The following is a 17,472-nucleotide window of genomic DNA, read 5'->3' on the forward strand; positions in this document are numbered from 1 at the left end:
AATCATTGTAAGCGCTTATGGCAAATGCGAAGCTGTGATTGCTCTGAAATAAAGTGACGAGTACTGCACATCAACAATTATTAAAAATTAGAAATAGAATGGAATAAGCCCTTGATAAAAAATGATATAAACTGGGAAAACAAAAAGTTTTCCCAACTTTCAACCAATGAACTTTACGATTTACTAAAATTACGCATTGATATCTTTGTGGTTGAACAAACCTGCTATTACCCTGATCTAGATGAGCACGATCGCCATCCCGAAACTCAACATTTATTTTGCTACCAAAATAGCATTATGACCGCATATTTACGCATACTACCCAAGGGCTTAACTTACCCCGACAACATCAGTATTGGTCGCGTTGTGATTGCGCCAAGCGCCCGTGGTAAAGGACTCGGACACCAATTAATGCAAGTTGCTTTAACTCAATGCTTACAGCACTTTCCAGAAGATACTATAAAAATTTCCGCGCAAGAACATTTAGAGAAATACTATAACCAACATGGCTTTATTAGAGCAAGCGAACGCTACTTAGAAGATGGTATTCCTCACATCAGTATGTTGCAGCAGTAATACACCCGATAGGTTGTAAAACAGAGCATGCCTAGGTCAAAAAATTTTTAGAACCCAGGCAAAGACTCGTCACGGTAAAGCTTTTCGTCTTTAAGCTACAACAAAACCACGAATATTTTCGATAGCTAAAATCAAAATAACTAAAAATGTCGACACCATACCAACTTGTCGTTGAATTGAAATTCCAATACTTTTTGTTAAACCAATCGCATGTAAGGCACGGCCAACAACCAAAGTAGCACCCAAGGCATGTAACACTATCACCGAGGCGCCATTTAACTCATAAACCGCCAATAAAATTAACGCTAATGGAATATATTCAGCAAAGTTACCGTGAATACGAATCGCCTTAGCTAAAAATTTATTATCTCCCGAGCCTATACCCACTTTAAACTTCCTACGTAAGCGAATAATGTTAAAGGCTAAGCCAATATATAAAATACCGAGTAAACTCGCGTAGAAGCCTGTTAACGATAGTGCTGCCATTTTTTTTCCTTATACTTTTTATTATTAGTGAATCATTATCTGGAGAAATCATACCGAGTAAGGTAAACGATTCATAGCGCCATTTAAGTAAAGAATGAGGTTATAAAGGTCAGTATCATTTTAAATAGCTAGCTTTATTGTGCATGCCATCATAAAACTCACGGGTAAAACTCAAATAAGTCACAGCTAAGCGTAACAACCCCTTACCTCCATCACCAAATGAATGGCCCAATCGAGCAATAAACCCCCATATATAGACAAACTTTAAAATAAACCACTACATATAGCTTTACTTCAACAAATACTTGATCCCGATCAACAGCAAAAACCAATAAAGCACTATATATTGTGCTCAACAACAAAAACATATCCACATATGGGTTTAAATATGAAATTTAACTGTCTACCTCCTTCGATTGTATTTCAGGAAGTACCTAATGAAATTAGCCTTTGTTTTAGTATTACGGGTTGTAAAGTTGCTTGCACTGGCTGCCATAGTACCGAGTTATGGCATGCAAACCACGGCAATCACTTATCAAATACAAGCTTTCGCAATTGGCTAACTAAATATCAAAACTTAATCAGTTGTGTACTATTTTTTGGTGGCGAATGGCAGGCCAAAGCTTTAATTGAAAAGTTACGTATCGCGAAAAGTTGGGGTTTAAAAACCTGTCTTTACTCAGGAGAAAAGCACATTGATATCAGTATTTGTGAACATCTAAATTTTTTAAAAACAGGCCCGTGGCAATCAACGCTTGGTGGTTTAGACAGCATTGATAGCAATCAAGTTTTTCGAAATGTACAAACCGGCGAAAAACTCAATCACTTATTTATTAAAAATAATCATCATCACTTATCAAAAGGAGTTAACCATGTTGCAGCTTAGTGAAAGCCAAATTAACCATAAAAAGAAGTTTATCAACGACTATTTTCTCGCACAAAATGCCGCTGACGGTTCAAAAATTGACGCCAACGCCAATGTTGAGCAAAAAAATATTGCTACCCTAGAAGCTGAACTATTAAAAGACTGCTTTGTACAAATAAATCGCGCTCTGGTACAAGAAAAAATACGCGAAACTTTTGGCGACGAACTTGCCACTGAGTATATACGCCAAATTGCCGCACATGAAATTTATGTCCATGATGAGACTAGCTTAAAGCCTTATTGTACCTCGATCAGCATGTACCCATTTTTACTTGACGGCTTAACTCGGTTAGGTGGCGAATCAAAAGCACCAAAGCATCTAGAATCCTTCTGCGGTGCTTTTGTTAATTTAATCTTTGCTATATCTGCACAGTTTGCTGGTGCCGTTGCCACCGTCGAGTTTATTACCTACTTTGACTATTTTGCGCGACTTGAATACGGTGATAACTACTTAACTAGCCATAAAAAAGCGATTGAAAATCACCTACAGCATGTGGTTTACGCGATCAACCAACCCGCTGCAGCACGTGGATACCAAAGTGTCTTTTGGAATATTTCCTTGTTTGATCAACACTACTTTGCCGCTATGTTCGAAAATTTTGTTTTTCCTGACTTTTCCAAACCTAACTGGCAAACCGTTGAACAGTTACAGCAGTTTTTCCTGCAATGGTTAAATAAAGAACGTGAGAAAGCCGTATTAACTTTTCCTGTAGTTACTGCCGCTATGCTAACGGAGAATGGCCGCTGCAAAGATGACACTTTTGCTCGACAATTAGCTGAGCAAAAAGCACAAGGAAACTCATTTTTCATTTATTTATCTGACAGCGCCGACTCACTTGCTTCATGTTGTCGTTTGCGTAATGAAATCTCAGATAATACTTTTTCTTATACCTTGGGCGCGGGTGGCGTGGCAACAGGCTCAATTAATGTGATCACCTTAAACATGAACAGATTAGTACAAGATGGACGAGATTTATTATGCGAAATAGAAAAAATTCAAAAATACCAAGTTGCCTACCGCAAGTTAATGGAGGATTACCAAATTAAAGGGGCTTTGTCGGTTTACGATGCCGGCTTTATTTCTCTCGATAAACAGTTTCTTACCATTGGCATTAATGGCATGGCTGAAGCTGCGGAGTTTTGTAATATCTCACCCACTAATAATCAAGCCTATAAAGACTTCGTCAGTAATAAGCTACAAGTAATTTATCATGCTAATCAAGTAGCTAAAGAATGTTATGGCTATATGTTCAATACCGAGTTTGTGCCGGCAGAAAACTTAGGGGTAAAAAATGCTAAATGGGACAGCAAGGATGGCTATCAAGTTAATCGTGATTGCTATAATTCATATTTTTATTTAGTGGAAGATAATAACACCAACCACCTAGATAAGTTTGTTCTTCATGGTAAAGAAATCACCCAATACTTAGATGGTGGGTCAGCGTTGCATTTAAACCTTGATGAATCATTGTCAACTGAAGCCTATCTAAAGCTATTCAATGTTGCGGCGGCAACGGGCTGTAATTACTTTTGCGTTAACGTAAAAATTACCATTTGTAATGACTGTGAAAAAATAGATAAACGTACTTTAATGCGTTGTCACGTTTGCGGCAGTGAAAATATTGACTACGGTACACGCATTATCGGCTATTTAAAACGCATTACGGCATTTAGCCAAGGCCGACAAAAAGAACATGCTTTACGTCATTACCATAAAAAACGTGCGTAGATAATATACAATCAAATTTTTAGCATAAAAAAAGCTCGCTTATGCGAGCTGTTTTTAAATATTTTGTAAAAGCAGGCGACTTAAGATAACTTCTCATCTAATAGTGCGTTAACTTTTTCTACGGCTTGTGTGCCATCAATAGTGATATAAGCGCAATCATTCGCTTTTGCTTGAGCTTGGTAGTAATCAACTAATGGCTTTGTTTGCTCGTGATATATACCTAAACGTTTGCGAACTGTCGCTTCTTCATCATCTGGGCGAACCAATAATTCATCACCCGTTTCATCATCTTTACCTGCCACTTTTGGCGGATTATAAACAATATGATAAACGCGACCTGAACCAGCATGAACACGACGACCAGCCATACGTTCAACAATGACTTCATCAGGAACATCAAACTCGATGACATAATCAACAGCAACGCCGTTTTCTTTCATCGCATCAGCTTGTGGAATTGTACGTGGAAAACCGTCAAGTAAAAAGCCCGCTTTACAGTCATCTTGCGTGATACGTTCTTTAACCAAACCAATAATTAATTCATCAGAAACGAGTTGACCTGCGTCCATAACTTCTTTGGCTTTTTTGCCAAGTTCAGTACCTGCTTTAATTGCAGCACGAAGCATATCACCGGTAGATATTTGTGGAATGCCAAATTTAGCCATTAAGAATTGTGCTTGAGTACCCTTACCGGCACCTGGTGCACCTAATAAAATAATGCGCATTTAGTATAACCCTATTTAATTAATGAAATGGTTTTGCGAAAGTGCAAACACTATACATATTCAAAGGGTTTCAAACAAGTAGCAAGCTATGCAAAAAAACAAAAAAGGAGCTAAAAAGCTCCTTTTTTTGACTAAAGTCTAAGCTCAATATGACCTAAGTCATTATTTAGTTAAACTCAGCATCAATTTGTTTAAACGTCCAACAAAACTTGCTGGGTCTTTCAAGCTACCGCGCTCGGCTAACATTGCTTGCTCAAACAATACTTCAGTCCATTGTTTGAATTGCTCGTCGTCTTGCTCATCAGCAACATGCTTGATTAACTCATGTTCAGCGTTAATTTCAAAAATTGGTAAGGCATCTGGCACTTCTTGACCAACTGATTGCATTAACTTCATCATTTGGCTGCTCATATCATGTTCGTCGGCAACGATACATGCAGGTGAGTCAGTTAAACGTTGTGAAATTTTAACGTCTTTGGCTTTACCTTCAAGTGCAGCTTTAATGCGTGTTACTACTGAATCAAACTCTTGCTCAAGTTTCTCTTGTGCTTCTTTCGTTTCAGCGTCATCCATATCACCTAAGTCTAAGCCGCCGCGTGTTACTGATTGCAGTTGCTTACCGTCAAATTCAGTTAAATGGCTAACTAACCACTCGTCAATGCGATCCGACATAAGTAATACTTCAATGCCTTTTTTGCGGAACACTTCTAAGTGCGGGCTGTTTTTAGCCGCTTCAAAGCTATCTGCTACCACGTAATATATTTTGTCTTGACCTTCTTTCATGCGCTCAATGTATTGCGCTAACGACGCACTTTGTACGCTAGTATCAGCATGAGTTGAAGCAAAGCGTAATAAACCAGCAATTGCATCTTTATTAGCTGAGTCTTCAGCCGGGCCTTCTTTTAAAACTTGACCAAATTCATTCCAGAATAGTTGGTACTGCTCTGCATCTTTTTTGCCTAATTTTTCTAACATTTTTAATACACGTTTGCTACAACCTTTACGGATAGCTTGCGTGATTTTGCTGTCTTGTAAAATTTCACGCGATACGTTTAATGGTAAGTCATTTGAGTCTAACAAACCTTTAACGAAACGTAAGTAAGCAGGCATAAACTGCTCAGCGTCATCCATAATAAATACACGTTGTACGTAAAGTTTTAAGCCGTGTTGTTTTTCACGGTTGTACATATCAAACGGTGCTTTTGATGGGATGTACAATAATGACGTATATTCAGTTTTACCCTCTACTTTGTTATGTTCCCAAAGCATAGGATCGGCGAAATCATGAGACACATGCTTGTAAAACTCTTTATATTCCTCGTCTGTTACGTCTGCTTTTTCACGCGTCCAAAGTGCGGTAGCTTTGTTTACCGGTTCCCACTTTGCAGGTACCGCATCACGAGCTTCAACGGCTGGCGTTGTAACATTGCCTTCTTCGTCTTTAACTTCAGCAACCGCTTCAACCGCCGGTACTTCTGGTGTTAACATTTCAACAGAAACAGAAATATGGTCTGAGTACTTAGTCACGATTGACTTTAAGCGCCAATCATCAGCAAATTCAGCTTCATCTTCTTTTAGGTGTAAAATAATGTCAGTACCACGACCAGCTTTTTCAATTTTAGCTGTTGTAAATTCACCTTCACCTTCTGATGTCCATTCAACACCTTCCGATTTCTCAACACCGGCAGCACGTGAACGTACCGTCACTTTATCTGCAACAATAAATGCTGAGTAAAAGCCAACACCAAATTGACCGATTAATTGTGAGTCTGCCGCTTGATCGCCCGATAATTGTGAGAAAAATTCAGCTGTACCTGATTTTGCGATAGTACCTAAGTGCTCAACGATTTGGTCATGAGTCATACCAATACCGTTATCAGAAATGGTTACAGTGTTCGCTTCTTTGTCTGAGCTCACACGAACACGTAAATCGCCGTCACCTTCGTAAAGGTCAGCATTAGACAAGGCTTTAAATCTTAACTTGTCTGACGCATCAGCGGCGTTAGAAACTAACTCACGTAAAAATATTTCTTTATTTGAATAAAGTGAGTGGATCATCAACTGTAATAGCTGCTTTACTTCGGTTTGAAAACCATGAACTTCTTTTTGACTTGTCTCAGACATTTGACAATTTCCTACGCTAACTAATATTAAAACGATTGTTTATCGTAAATACTGAACATTATTATTCAATACTCACTCGATAGTTAACATGTGGGGGTAGCAAAAATGTTTTCAAGCAAAAATTTAAAAATATCGTCATCCGAACTTGTTTCACCAAGTTATTATTTAATTAACAAGCCTCTTTTATTCATTTTTCATGTTAAACAACCATAACTTAAATTCGCCGTGAAACATGGCATCATAATGTCTAAAACCTTACTGACTCAAAAAACATAAAAATAGCCCGTCTAATCAATTAGTCGTAATTGTTAATAATCGTTTGCTTTCATTGCATGCTCTCCTTACATTATTACTTTACCTTATCTTGTGCTTGTCAGGTAAATGACGTTTCTGCTGCACTATCGAGCATATTTTCATTCTAGGATTTATCATGTGGTTCGATCGAAATAACAACGCCGCTATTTTACTAGCCGGCATTTTAGCATTAGTGGTAGGTGTTGGGGTTGCGCGCTTTGCTTTTACTTCATTACTGCCCGCTATGCTGGAAAACCATCTCAGCATTGCTTTTGCCGGAATGTTGGCATCAGTCAATTATGTTGGTTATTTATCGGGTTCTATTTTTGCTATTTTTATTAAAGATATTCATAGCAAAGTTAAGTTTTTCAGATTTGGCCTCCTGCTTTGTATTATCACCTCATTAGTATTAGCCACTACACAAAGCCAAATAGTTTGGTTAATGGCCCGCTTATTAGCTGGCTTTGGCGCTGCAATGGCACTTGTAGTTGGCTCAGCCATTGTCATGTCAAAATTGCAAAACACCAATAAAACCAGAGCTATGGGTATCCATTTCAGCGGGCTTGGATTTTCAATTTTAGTTTCAGACTTAATTATGCGGGCGGTTTTTACTGTGAGTGATCACTGGCAACATGCTTGGCTAGCACTGGGGGTTGCCGGCGCTGTGTTTGCTTGTTACTCAGGCTACATTTTAGCCTTTGAAAAGCAAAGTGCTGATCAAGTAATTAAGCATAAGTTTGATAAGTCATTATTTAGTCCGCTGGTGATTATTCTTGCCCTTGCCTACTTTACTGAAGGTGTTGGTATGGTGGTACAGGCTACATTTTTACCCGATATTGTTAATTCATTACCCGGCTTAGCAGGTTATGGTGGCTATGCTTGGTTGGCCGTTGGCTTAGCAGGTATTCCTTCTTGTATTATTTGGATGCGTTTAGCGCATCGCTTCAATAGCATTGACATGATGATGTTAGCAATGGCGTTACAAGTGGTTGGCATTTTAATTCCTATTTTCTCTAATAGCATTATGCTTAATTTAATTAGCGGCATGCTATACGGCGCAACTTTCATTGGTTTGGTGGCATTATTTATGAATTTTGCCGGTCAGCTCGCAGGAAAAAACCCAGTATTTATTATGGGGGTGATCACCGCCGCATATGGTGTTGGACAAGTGGTAGCACCGTTATATTGTGTCGCACTTATCGAACAATTTGGCAATTATAATGCTGCGTTGTATCTCACCGCTTTTATTGTAATTACAGGGATCATATTACTTAAATATGCGCAAACACGGTTGATGCACAGTAACCCTATAGCTCATGACTTATAACGAGTAATTTATAACGAGTAATTTATAACGAGTAATATAATACCTTGCTGAAACTAACAAAGCGGCTAATAACTGTTACAAAGCTATCAAAAAAACGTGCTGTGTCAGCTAAAAGCCGTATTCAAAAAAGTAATAAAACACCGGTTTTATTTAGTGTTTTTTTTTCATCTGACAATATTATTTTTCATGCAGAGATATCGTCGTTACGGACGCCACTGAGCGGTTAAAATATTTATCTTTAACCGCAAGGTAAGCTGGATCGGTAAAAAATGCTTCCATAACGTCTTTGCTTGGAAAGTCGATAGTAAAAACCCGGTTTATTGCCGTATTAGTTTTCGACTTTAAAACCTCGCTGACTTTTAAATCAAAACCAAATTTGCCACCGAAGGAGTGTAAAATAGGGGTCATGTGTTCACGATACTGCTGATATATTGCATCATCACTGACTTCTAACGCCATTATTCTTTCAAAAGACATACCTGCCCCACATTTAATAAATAAAAAGAAGCGCTTAATGCCTCAGCGTAACCTTCGGAAAAGTCACCTTAGCGATAAAGCATCGAGCGCATTAATTCGTTAATTCGTTAATCCGTTAATCCGTTAATCCGTTAATCCGTTAATAAGAATGTTACGTTGGTAACAACACGGACATTTTTATCAATTTTTTGGGTATCACCGTAATTTTGTCCAACATCTCGTATCACAAAACCGCCTTGAATTGCACTTCGAATACCGCCAACCTTCACTCCTGCATTCGTTGCAAATTCATTTGCCGCCAAACGAGCATTGGTTGTAGCTTCTTTAAGCATTGCCGGTTTTATTTGGTTCAATTTTGTAAAATGGTAAGTTGGCGCATTATTTTGTAGGTCGAGCCCTTGAGCTATTAAGGTGTTTAATTTCGCTCGACCTTCAGATACCAATAATACTTTTGAGGTTTGAACTTCAATTTCCCCCACTAAAACATGCTGTTCATCAACCAGTTTCTGGTTTTCATCTCGAAACTCTCTTTTGAAATAATTAACCACACCAGGCTTTATTTCTTGTGCGGAAAAGCCGCTCTGGTTTAACAACGTTATAATTTTTCCCTGATCTGACTCCGAGTCTTTATAAAGCTTAGCAATATCACTTTGTTTATCACCCGTGACGGTATACTCAATAGACCAAAAAGCTTTATCTGCTTGCACTTTTCGCTCAGCTAGCCCTTTAACTACGGCGGTATTAATTGCCACCCTTGACTTATAAAGCGTCTCACTAATAAAGTATCCCGCACTGGCAATACCTATCGCTAATAGCGACGCAGCTATGACCGTATTAATATTTTTACTCGAATTACTCATAGAGTTCGACTTCCTTTAAAAGCTTTTCAGACCTAATTACCACATAGTTGAACATTTAAAAAACCCATAAACTACAAGGTGACTTCTTCGCCTTCATTTAAAATATATAGCACCATTGTTGAATTCATCTCTTTGTGCATTTTTAATAACCGTAATAAAGGCGAGTGCGAGCTATGATCGCCCATTTTCCAACTGTTATTACCATAGCCCCATGGGATCATTACCTTACAATTTAGCTCTTGAGCAGCAACTAACGCATCTTCAGGCGTGGTATGAACATAGCGATACCATGCACTGTTTTCTTTATGATAATAAGAAGCAATAGGCATTAAGCAAACATCCATTTCACCATAACGCTGTTGTATATCGCTAAAGTGCTTTGAGTAGCCTGTATCACCTGCAAAGAATATCCGTTTATCTTGCTGCTCAATAACCCAACCGCCCCAAAGCGTAGCATCGTTATCCTCATAAACAAACGGCACTAAAATCCGACTACTAAAATGATGAGCAGGAACAAAATTAAGACTTAACTCTGCTAACTTGGTTGTTGAAAACCATGCCATTTCATGAATGTTATAACCACCACTAGGAAAGTGCTCACCAAAGCCTAATGGCACAAAGTATTGTGCGTTAGTTCCAATATTTGCAATATCGCCTTTGTTAAAGTGATCATAATGAATATGTGAATACAGAGCAGCGTCTACATTATTAAGTTCATCGGCAGATAGCCACTGAGGTTCATCGCGAAAGAAACCATTAGCCAACCTAAAAGCCCAATCAACCGGCCAGTCAAATTGTTTGCTAACTGGGTCTAATAGTAAGGTACTACCTGCTGAGCTTTTGAGATAAAAACTTGCATGACCTAACCAGCGAAAGGTAAACCCCGTATTAACCTCAGGTTTTAATTGCTTGCCAATAAAGCGACAATTTTCAGCTGGGCTTTCGCACTCAACGGTTTCTATCGGCTGATAACAGTTTTCTTGGCAAGTGATTGCGTAACTTTTTTTGCCTGGATACAAGTTTGAAAAACGCGTTGAATATTCAGGATTATCTTTGTACTTTACAATAGAATTGCTTTGCTCTACATGCGTTAACTGGTTAGTTGAAGTACAGCCAATAACAAAAATCGCGCTGATAATAGCGCTATTACGTAATAATTTTTTGATGATTATATTGATATTAATGTTCTCGAAAATAAGTTAAAGACCAATAACAATGAATTAAAAGCTATAGTTTTTTCGTCCCGATAAGGCATGCGATAAGGTATTACCGTCAACATATTCTAATTCTCCGCCAACCGGTACACCATGAGCAATACGTGAAATATTAACCTCATGTTTTTGCGTAAGTTCAGCAATAAAATGCGCAGTTGCTTCACCTTCAACCGTTGGGTTAGTCGCCAAAATAACTTCGCTAAACTGCCCTGTCGCTAATTGCTCTTCTAGAACATCTAAACCTAAGTCGTCTGGACCAATACCATCAAGCGGTGATAAATGCCCCATTAAAACAAAATAACGACCTTGAAATTCGCCGGTTTGTTCAATGGCAATAACATCAGCAGGCGTTTCAACAATACATAATTGTGTTGCTATTTTACGCTTTGGACTTTGGCAAATATCGCATAAATTTTCTTCAGTAAAATTACGGCACTGCTGACAATGGCCAATATTTTCCATGGCTCGTGCCAACGTTTGAGAAAGCTTGCTACCGCCATGACGATTTCGTTCAAGTAAATGAAATGCCATGCGTTGTGCAGATTTTGCTCCAACACCAGGTAAGCACTTGAGGGAATCAATAAGTTCTTGAACTAACGGGCTAAATTTCATTTCGACTCTTTCTAGGCTGAGTTAAGTTTTATCACCTATTTGTCTCGTTATTTCGAAATACTAACTTGTGGTAGCAAGCACGAGAAAACAATAACGATAAAACAAACAAGGGATTATTTGTCTGCGAAGTTTATCATTCGATTTAACGATTGATAATATATAATTCAAAAGATTTTTGTTCGTTAACTACGCTAATTTTACCCATAGTGGTAAAATTTCAGTAATATGCTAGGCAAACACCTGCATTCACCTTGAGCCATAAAGGCAAGCCATGTTAACAAACATCATCATAACGCTAGCACTATTATTATTAAGCTTTTTGGCCTTACAAAAGCTCTTCACCCTACCGAAAAATGTTTGGTTGCTGTTTTTAGTGCAACCTTTGGTGATGGCGGCATCGCCAGTGATCGTCTTTATTGGTGGCATTTTAGCCACAAGCATGGGAGCAGACCCTGCATTGGTGACGTTACCGGTTACAGTGATGATTTTAGGTGTGGCTAGCAGCGCTATTCCTGCGGCGTTGTTAGCTAAAAAGAAAGGTCGACGTTTTGCAACCTTTACTGGCTTCACGCTGGGTTTTTCAGGCACCATGTTAGCCATGTTGGCTGCGCTAAATGGTAGTTTCGAGTTATTAGTTATGGCTAGTTTATTATTAGGCTCGTGTACTGCTTTTATTCAACAATTACGTTTTGCCGCCATTGAAAGTATTTCAGATAGTAAAGATGTACCAACAGTTTTATCAATATTAATGTTAAGCGGTATTTTTTCTGCCTTTTTAGGACCTGAAATAGCGGTTACAGCTAAAGACTGGTTAAGTTCGCCGCATGGTTACGCCGGCTCTTTTCTTATGCTCGCAGGGTTATTCTTAATCGCAATGTTATTGATGCTAAATTTTAGTAACCCTGAAATAAAACAAATTGACAGCCAAGGCGAAGCTCGCCCTTTGCGTGTAATAATCAAGCAACCTATTTTTATAATTGCCATATTATCTGCTGCCATAGGCTTTGCCTTAATGAGCTATTTAATGACTGCAACACCACTAAGTATGCACCACCTTCATGGTCATAGCTTACATGACACTAAATGGGTAATTCAGAGCCATATCGCAGCCATGTTTATTCCATCATTATTTACTGCTTTATTAGTAAAGCGCATCGGCTTGAAAAATTTAATGCTCGCAGGCACAGTCATTTATGCCTTAGTTGCAGTAATTGCCTTATCAGGCGAGCAAGTTATGCATTACTGGTGGGCATTAATTTTACTCGGCATAGGTTGGAATTTTCTTTTTCTTACTGGCACCTCACTATTACCACAAAGTTACCGAGCAAGTGAGCGCCATAAAGTACAAGCCATTAACGACTTTATTATCTTTGGTTTTCAAGCTACCGCGTCATTAATGGCCGGATGGATATTATTTAAAGCGGGTTGGCACGTGGTGGTATTAACGAGCTTACCTTTTATTGTTATTTTGTTTTTAGTCAGTTGGTTTTACTATAAAAAAGAGCAAAGTAATGTAAAACAGGTCGTTACACACAGCACTAACGATAAAAGCCACCCGCAAAAAGAAGCATAATCATGACGAATACCAGCAACAATAAAAGTAAAGCCCCAAACAACTTAACTATTTTACAGCGCGGCGAGCCGATTTTGGCACAAGTAGCGCAAACCATACATAATGTTAATAGCGCAGACATAAAACAACTTATTGATGATTTAACCGTAACGGTTGCAGAAGCTAAAGGCGTTGGCATTGCTGCACCACAAGTTGGCAAAAGCTTACGGTTATTTTTAATGTGTTCTGCGCCAAGTGAACGCTATCCTGACGCACCGTTATTGCCGATTACTGTCGTTATTAATCCAAAAATCATCAAAACCAGCGAACAGCAAGTATTAGGTTGGGAAGGTTGCTTAAGTGTTAAGGGCAAACGTGCTTTAGTACCGAGATATAGCGATATTGACGTCAGTTATATTGATGAGACCGGCGCTTTACATAACCAACACTTAACAGGTTTTCTTGCGCGTATTTTTCAACATGAATTAGACCACCTCGATGGCATTACGTTTATAGAACGACTTGACAATGACAGTGATGCCATTGATGAACTGCAATGGCAAAAGCAACAATAAACTTTAACTTACCCCAAAGGACAGTCACTATGCTACAAGCGATTACCGGCTACCACCTCGATGACGAAAACCATTGGGTAGCAAGGCTCAAGTGCTTGCACTTTCAGCATGTACGCCATCAACCGCCATTTATTAATCGGCCATGGGTATTACAACGAGAAACAAGAGAAGCTATGCTAGGCCAACAGCTTGATTGTAAAAAGTGTGATCACGGTGAATTAGCTGACTATTAAATTAACAAAGGATGAATCATGATTGATTTTAATAACAAAGGTTTTTTCAAACTTAAACAAGACGCTGATTATGCTGATAAAGTCAGTGAGTTACTTTTACAAAATGAACAAATAGTTGACGCTTATAAAACCATGCGTGATGGTGTAGTATTTACCGATAAAAGGATAATCGCTGTCAATGTTCAAGGTATTACCGGCAGTAAAAAAGACTTTACCTCATTACCTTACAAAAACATTGTTGCATACTCTATTGAAACGTCAGGTACTTTTGATCTGGATTCTGAATTAGAAATTTACTTTTCTGCTATAGGTAAGGTTAGGTTTGAATTTACCGGCCAATCTTCAATGCTAGAAATATCAAAAATAATTTCTAGCTATTTACTTTAAGCCTAAGGCCTAACTGGCTTAGCCTCTAAAAATAAAAATTGTTAAGAATAAATAAGAGCGTTTATTCATTCTTAACAGGGCCAGCAAACACCACCTCTTCACCACTGTCTAACCACAGTGGATGTTTTGCCATTACCTTAGTAAACATAGAACTTTGTAAATAGTTATTCAGCCATCTTTTCAGATTTGGATAAGGCGACTGTAAATACCATTGACGTTCTATACGAGCAAACTGACGAATAAAAGGGAGCAAAGCAATATCTGCTAAGCTTTCTTTTGCTGAAAATAAAAACTCATGCTGCGTTAAGCGAGCTTCTAATTGCTTAATATATGCTTCGCAAGCAATTCGGCAATCAACAAGATTATCTTCATGATAACGTTTGGCGCATTTGTATGCCTCAATGCGCTGTTTAAATTCAACATCAAAATCGCTAATTAATGCCAACATTGCGCTGAGTGTTTCAGGGCTGTCACTGTGTAGTAGATCATGGGGATCAGATTTTTTTAATGACCAAAGCATAATATCTAAACTCTCATCTATTACATTAACTGCCACTTCTGCCTCGCTTTCATCACTATTTTGCGCTATTCCATTTAGCACTAAAACAGGTACCGTGGCTTTAGCTGAGGCTAAGACCATCTCAGGGGGCTTATTGGTTAGCACCACATCTCGCAGTGCAACAGGCTGCGCTGACTTAAATATAGCTAAGCGAGCTCGCATGGCATAAGGACAATTTCTTAAGGAATAAAGGGTAGGTAATGCCATGATTTTCTTCTTTTTGATGTTACACCGTTAATATTCGCTCACTTTAACGGTATTCATTAATGAAATATACGGGTAAAATCCCTGCTCTGAAATTTAGCGAATAAAAATAAGTTGTACAAATGGATCATAAAATAGAATTATTAGCGCCTGGTGGCGATGTCGATGCAATAAAAGCGGCCATTATCGCTGGAGCCGACGCGGTTTATTGCGGCTTAGATACCTTAAATGCTCGTAATCGCGCTTCTAATATATCTTTTGAGCAACTTATCGGCATTATTCGCTTAGCACATCAATATGACTGCCAAATATTTTTAACCTTAAATGTTATTATATTAGAGCGTGAATTTAAGTCGATTGCGAAACTATTAAGCAAATTGGTAAACACCACACTAGATGGTGTTATCGTACAAGACATTGGCATGTTTAATATCATTAAAAAGCATTTTCCAACCTTAGACATTCATGCATCAACACAGTTAACCACACATAATATTGGCCAAATTCCATTTTTGAAAAAACTTGGTGCTTCTCGAGTTAACTTATCTCGCGAGTTGAACCTACGCGAAATTACCGCGATAAATAAAGTGTGTGTTGAACATAATGTACTAACGGAAGTATTTGTTCATGGTTCACTGTGTGTTGCTTTTTCTGGTTTATGTTATTCAACCTCAGCCAGTGTCGGTAATTCAGGTAATCGCGGCCGATGCAGTCAAGCCTGTCGTGAAGAATATGAAACTACACCGTCAGGTAATAACTTTCCTCTAAATATCAAAGACAACTCTGCTTTTTTCGACTTACCTGCGCTAATTGAAGCTGGCGTGCATTCATTTAAAATTGAAGGTCGTATTAAAGGTGCGAACTACGTGCATACCGTAGTTGATAGCTTTCGTAAACAAATTGATGGTTTCCTCAATACCGGTGAATTGACTGAAGATGGCGAACGTTTATATAAAGTATTTAACCGCGATTTTTCAAACGCTTTTTTACGCGGTGATTTAAACCAGTCAATGTTTATTGATAACCCACGTGACAACTCAAAAGTACATGCGGTTAGTAAGTTTACACCTGATAGCAGCCAAAGTATCTCGGTTGTTCAAATTCAAGATGTTGAACAAAACTTACAAGCGGATAAAAATACGATTGAGGCTGAGGTTGTTAAGAAAATTAAACACTTAAGCATTGAAAAAATACCGTTAACCTTGAGCTTTGCAGGCGAACTAGCTCAGCCGTTAACGGTCACCGTTACTAGAGATATCAATGTCACCAGTTTTTCAGTTGAGCAAGACACCTTCACAGTAAGCTCAACTAGCTTATTACGAGCAAGCGAAAACGCCAGTATTGATAAAGCAACCATAGAAAAACGTTTTAAAAGCTTTAACAATGCCGAGTTTTTACTTACCGAACTGAACTGCGATAAGCTAAACGCAGGCTTAAGCATTCCGTTTAAAGAATTAAGCGCACTTAAACACGAAATTGCTAACACACTCAATAACTCGGTTAAGGTCTTGCCAGAAGTTACCCTACCAGCGTTAGTTAATCACGCTAAAGCCGATATTGCCCCTAAATTGTCAATGTTAATTTGTGATGAAGCCGATGTTAAATTAGCTGATATCACAGCTGCAGATATTTATTTTAAACTGCCTGATGCTTATAAACGTGGTTGCACAAAATATGTTGACTTTTTACAGGCAAACCCTCGCTTAATACCCTGGTTTCCAGCGGTGCTTATCGGCAAGGATTACGACGTTGCGGTAAATATTTTAGAACAGGTAAAACCTAAGCTCATTGTGACTAACAATACCGGTATTGCTTATCGCGCGAATGAATTAGGTATTAAGTGGATTGCAGGACCATTTTTAAACACCACAAATTCATACGCATTATTGGCAATGAAAGAAGACTTTGACTGCAGTGGTGCGTTTATTTCTAATGAAATTAACGCTATGCAAATGAAAAATATTGCTCGTCCAGAAAACTTTAAATTGTTTTACAGTATTTACCATCCTATTTTGTTGATGACCAGTAGACAGTGTTTCTTCCAGCAAAGTGTAGGTTGTGAAAAACCACGTATCGATAACGGCTGTATGTTGTCATGCGATAAATCAACCAGCATTACCAACCTTAAAGGCGTGTCGTTCGCTATTGATAAACAAAAGGCGGGATATCCAAGTATTTATAACCAAGATCAGTTCTTGAATATGGAAATTATTGACGACTTATCACACTTATTTGATGGCTTTATGATTGACTTAACTAACATAGGCGCTGGCGATAAAGCCTCGCCCGATAAAGCTCTGTTGATCAGTCATTTTGAAGAGTTACTCAATAATAAGTCGGCAGATAAACAGCCATTAAATAATTTGGTTCCTGAGTCTACTAATATTCAATACCACAATGGCTTGTAAGGCTTGGTTTGTAAGGTCTAGCTTGTAAAGTATGGCTTGTGATATGTGGCTGGCAAGCATAGCAATAAACAGATTTTAGACATTTAACCGATAAGCACTGTTATAAACCGGCCATTGGTTTTCATTAACATCAAATCAAGTTAATAAAAAAAGCTTATTCACCTGAATAAGCTTTTTTTATTTATGACCACTTGGGCTGTGTTAT

Annotated in this window: 17 protein-coding genes; 9 read left to right on the forward strand and 8 right to left on the reverse strand. The window is 38.3% G+C overall.

The features are described from left to right. Positions 1 to 126 precede the first annotated feature (126 nt). Positions 127 to 576 carry a GNAT family N-acetyltransferase gene (locus tag B0169_RS05790; protein WP_077285239.1) on the forward strand — a complete coding sequence of 150 codons (450 nt, stop codon included), beginning with the start codon at positions 127 to 129 and terminating at the stop codon, positions 574 to 576. A 90-nt stretch (positions 577 to 666) separates the two neighbouring features. On the opposite strand, the gene B0169_RS05795 is transcribed toward B0169_RS05790, so the two are convergent. Further along, on the reverse strand, positions 667 to 1,062 hold the full coding sequence (locus B0169_RS05795) for an MAPEG family protein (RefSeq protein WP_077285022.1): 396 nt from the start codon (positions 1,060 to 1,062) through the stop codon (positions 667 to 669). Positions 1,063 to 1,450: 388 nt separating this feature from the next. Here B0169_RS05795 and nrdG point away from each other — a divergent pair, with 388 nt between their 5' ends. Together nrdG and nrdD are read left to right on the forward strand one after the other, a co-directional pair. Further along, positions 1,451 to 1,948: an anaerobic ribonucleoside-triphosphate reductase activating protein gene (nrdG, locus tag B0169_RS05800; protein WP_077285240.1), complete on the forward strand. Its 498-nt coding sequence runs from the start codon at positions 1,451 to 1,453 to the stop codon at positions 1,946 to 1,948. Then, the gene (gene nrdD, locus B0169_RS05805) at positions 1,935 to 3,716 is read left to right on the forward strand and encodes an anaerobic ribonucleoside-triphosphate reductase (protein WP_235838486.1); all 1,782 of its coding nucleotides are present in this window, start codon (positions 1,935 to 1,937) and stop codon (positions 3,714 to 3,716) included. Before nrdG ends, nrdD begins: the two co-directional genes overlap by 14 nt. 80 nt (positions 3,717 to 3,796) lie before the next feature. On the opposite strand, the gene adk is transcribed toward nrdD, so the two are convergent. Together adk and htpG are read right to left on the reverse strand one after the other, a co-directional pair. Then, positions 3,797 to 4,441, reverse strand: a complete 645-nt coding sequence (gene adk, locus B0169_RS05810; RefSeq protein ID WP_077285024.1) for an adenylate kinase — start codon at positions 4,439 to 4,441, stop codon at positions 3,797 to 3,799. Positions 4,442 to 4,603: 162 nt separating this feature from the next. Continuing rightward, positions 4,604 to 6,565, reverse strand: coding sequence for a molecular chaperone HtpG (gene htpG / locus B0169_RS05815; RefSeq protein WP_077285025.1), 1,962 nt, complete (start codon positions 6,563 to 6,565; stop codon positions 4,604 to 4,606). Between the two features lie 430 nt (positions 6,566 to 6,995). Between htpG and B0169_RS05820 the strand changes: the two genes are divergently transcribed. Beyond that, entirely contained in the window at positions 6,996 to 8,186 is a 1,191-nt protein-coding gene (locus tag B0169_RS05820; RefSeq protein WP_077285026.1) for a YbfB/YjiJ family MFS transporter, read from the forward strand. Between the two features lie 177 nt (positions 8,187 to 8,363). Here the strand turns inward: B0169_RS05820 and B0169_RS05825 are convergent, their stop codons facing one another. The 4 genes from B0169_RS05825 to recR form a co-directional block, all read right to left on the reverse strand. Next, entirely contained in the window at positions 8,364 to 8,663 is a 300-nt protein-coding gene (locus B0169_RS05825) for a DUF1330 domain-containing protein (protein ID WP_077285027.1), read from the reverse strand. 131 nt (positions 8,664 to 8,794) lie between these two features. After that, positions 8,795 to 9,523, reverse strand: a complete 729-nt coding sequence (locus tag B0169_RS05830; protein WP_077285028.1) for an SIMPL domain-containing protein — start codon at positions 9,521 to 9,523, stop codon at positions 8,795 to 8,797. A 71-nt stretch (positions 9,524 to 9,594) separates the two neighbouring features. Beyond that, positions 9,595 to 10,701, reverse strand: coding sequence for an MBL fold metallo-hydrolase (locus tag B0169_RS05835; RefSeq protein WP_077285029.1), 1,107 nt, complete (start codon positions 10,699 to 10,701; stop codon positions 9,595 to 9,597). A 42-nt stretch (positions 10,702 to 10,743) separates the two neighbouring features. After that, positions 10,744 to 11,349 carry a recombination mediator RecR gene (gene recR, locus B0169_RS05840; RefSeq protein WP_077285030.1) on the reverse strand — a complete coding sequence of 202 codons (606 nt, stop codon included), beginning with the start codon at positions 11,347 to 11,349 and terminating at the stop codon, positions 10,744 to 10,746. 271 nt (positions 11,350 to 11,620) lie between these two features. Here recR and B0169_RS05845 point away from each other — a divergent pair, with 271 nt between their 5' ends. The 4 genes from B0169_RS05845 to B0169_RS05860 are packed head-to-tail and all read left to right on the forward strand — an operon-like array spanning position 11,621 to position 14,096. Further along, a complete protein-coding gene (locus B0169_RS05845; protein ID WP_077285031.1) occupies positions 11,621 to 12,922 on the forward strand; it encodes an MFS transporter in 1,302 nt (433 codons plus the stop codon). Positions 12,923 to 12,924: 2 nt separating this feature from the next. Next, a complete protein-coding gene (def, locus tag B0169_RS05850) occupies positions 12,925 to 13,476 on the forward strand; it encodes a peptide deformylase (protein ID WP_077285032.1) in 552 nt (183 codons plus the stop codon). Continuing rightward, positions 13,458 to 13,709, forward strand: a complete 252-nt coding sequence (locus tag B0169_RS05855) for a DUF3565 domain-containing protein (RefSeq protein ID WP_412842114.1) — start codon at positions 13,458 to 13,460, stop codon at positions 13,707 to 13,709. Before def ends, B0169_RS05855 begins: the two co-directional genes overlap by 19 nt. 18 nt (positions 13,710 to 13,727) lie before the next feature. Beyond that, positions 13,728 to 14,096 (forward strand): PH domain-containing protein, encoded by a 369-nt coding sequence (locus tag B0169_RS05860; protein WP_077285034.1) that lies wholly within the window; start codon positions 13,728 to 13,730, stop codon positions 14,094 to 14,096. A gap of 61 nt (positions 14,097 to 14,157) precedes the next feature. Here the strand turns inward: B0169_RS05860 and B0169_RS05865 are convergent, their stop codons facing one another. Next, a complete protein-coding gene (locus B0169_RS05865; protein ID WP_077285035.1) occupies positions 14,158 to 14,862 on the reverse strand; it encodes a glutathione S-transferase in 705 nt (234 codons plus the stop codon). 119 nt (positions 14,863 to 14,981) lie between these two features. Between B0169_RS05865 and B0169_RS05870 the strand changes: the two genes are divergently transcribed. Then, on the forward strand, positions 14,982 to 17,267 hold the full coding sequence (locus tag B0169_RS05870) for a peptidase U32 family protein (protein WP_077285036.1): 2,286 nt from the start codon (positions 14,982 to 14,984) through the stop codon (positions 17,265 to 17,267). Positions 17,268 to 17,472 lie beyond the last annotated feature (205 nt).

Source organism: Cognaticolwellia aestuarii (genome assembly GCF_002000025.1).
In the GTDB taxonomy this organism is placed as follows: Bacteria; Pseudomonadota; Gammaproteobacteria; order Enterobacterales; family Alteromonadaceae; genus Cognaticolwellia; species Cognaticolwellia aestuarii.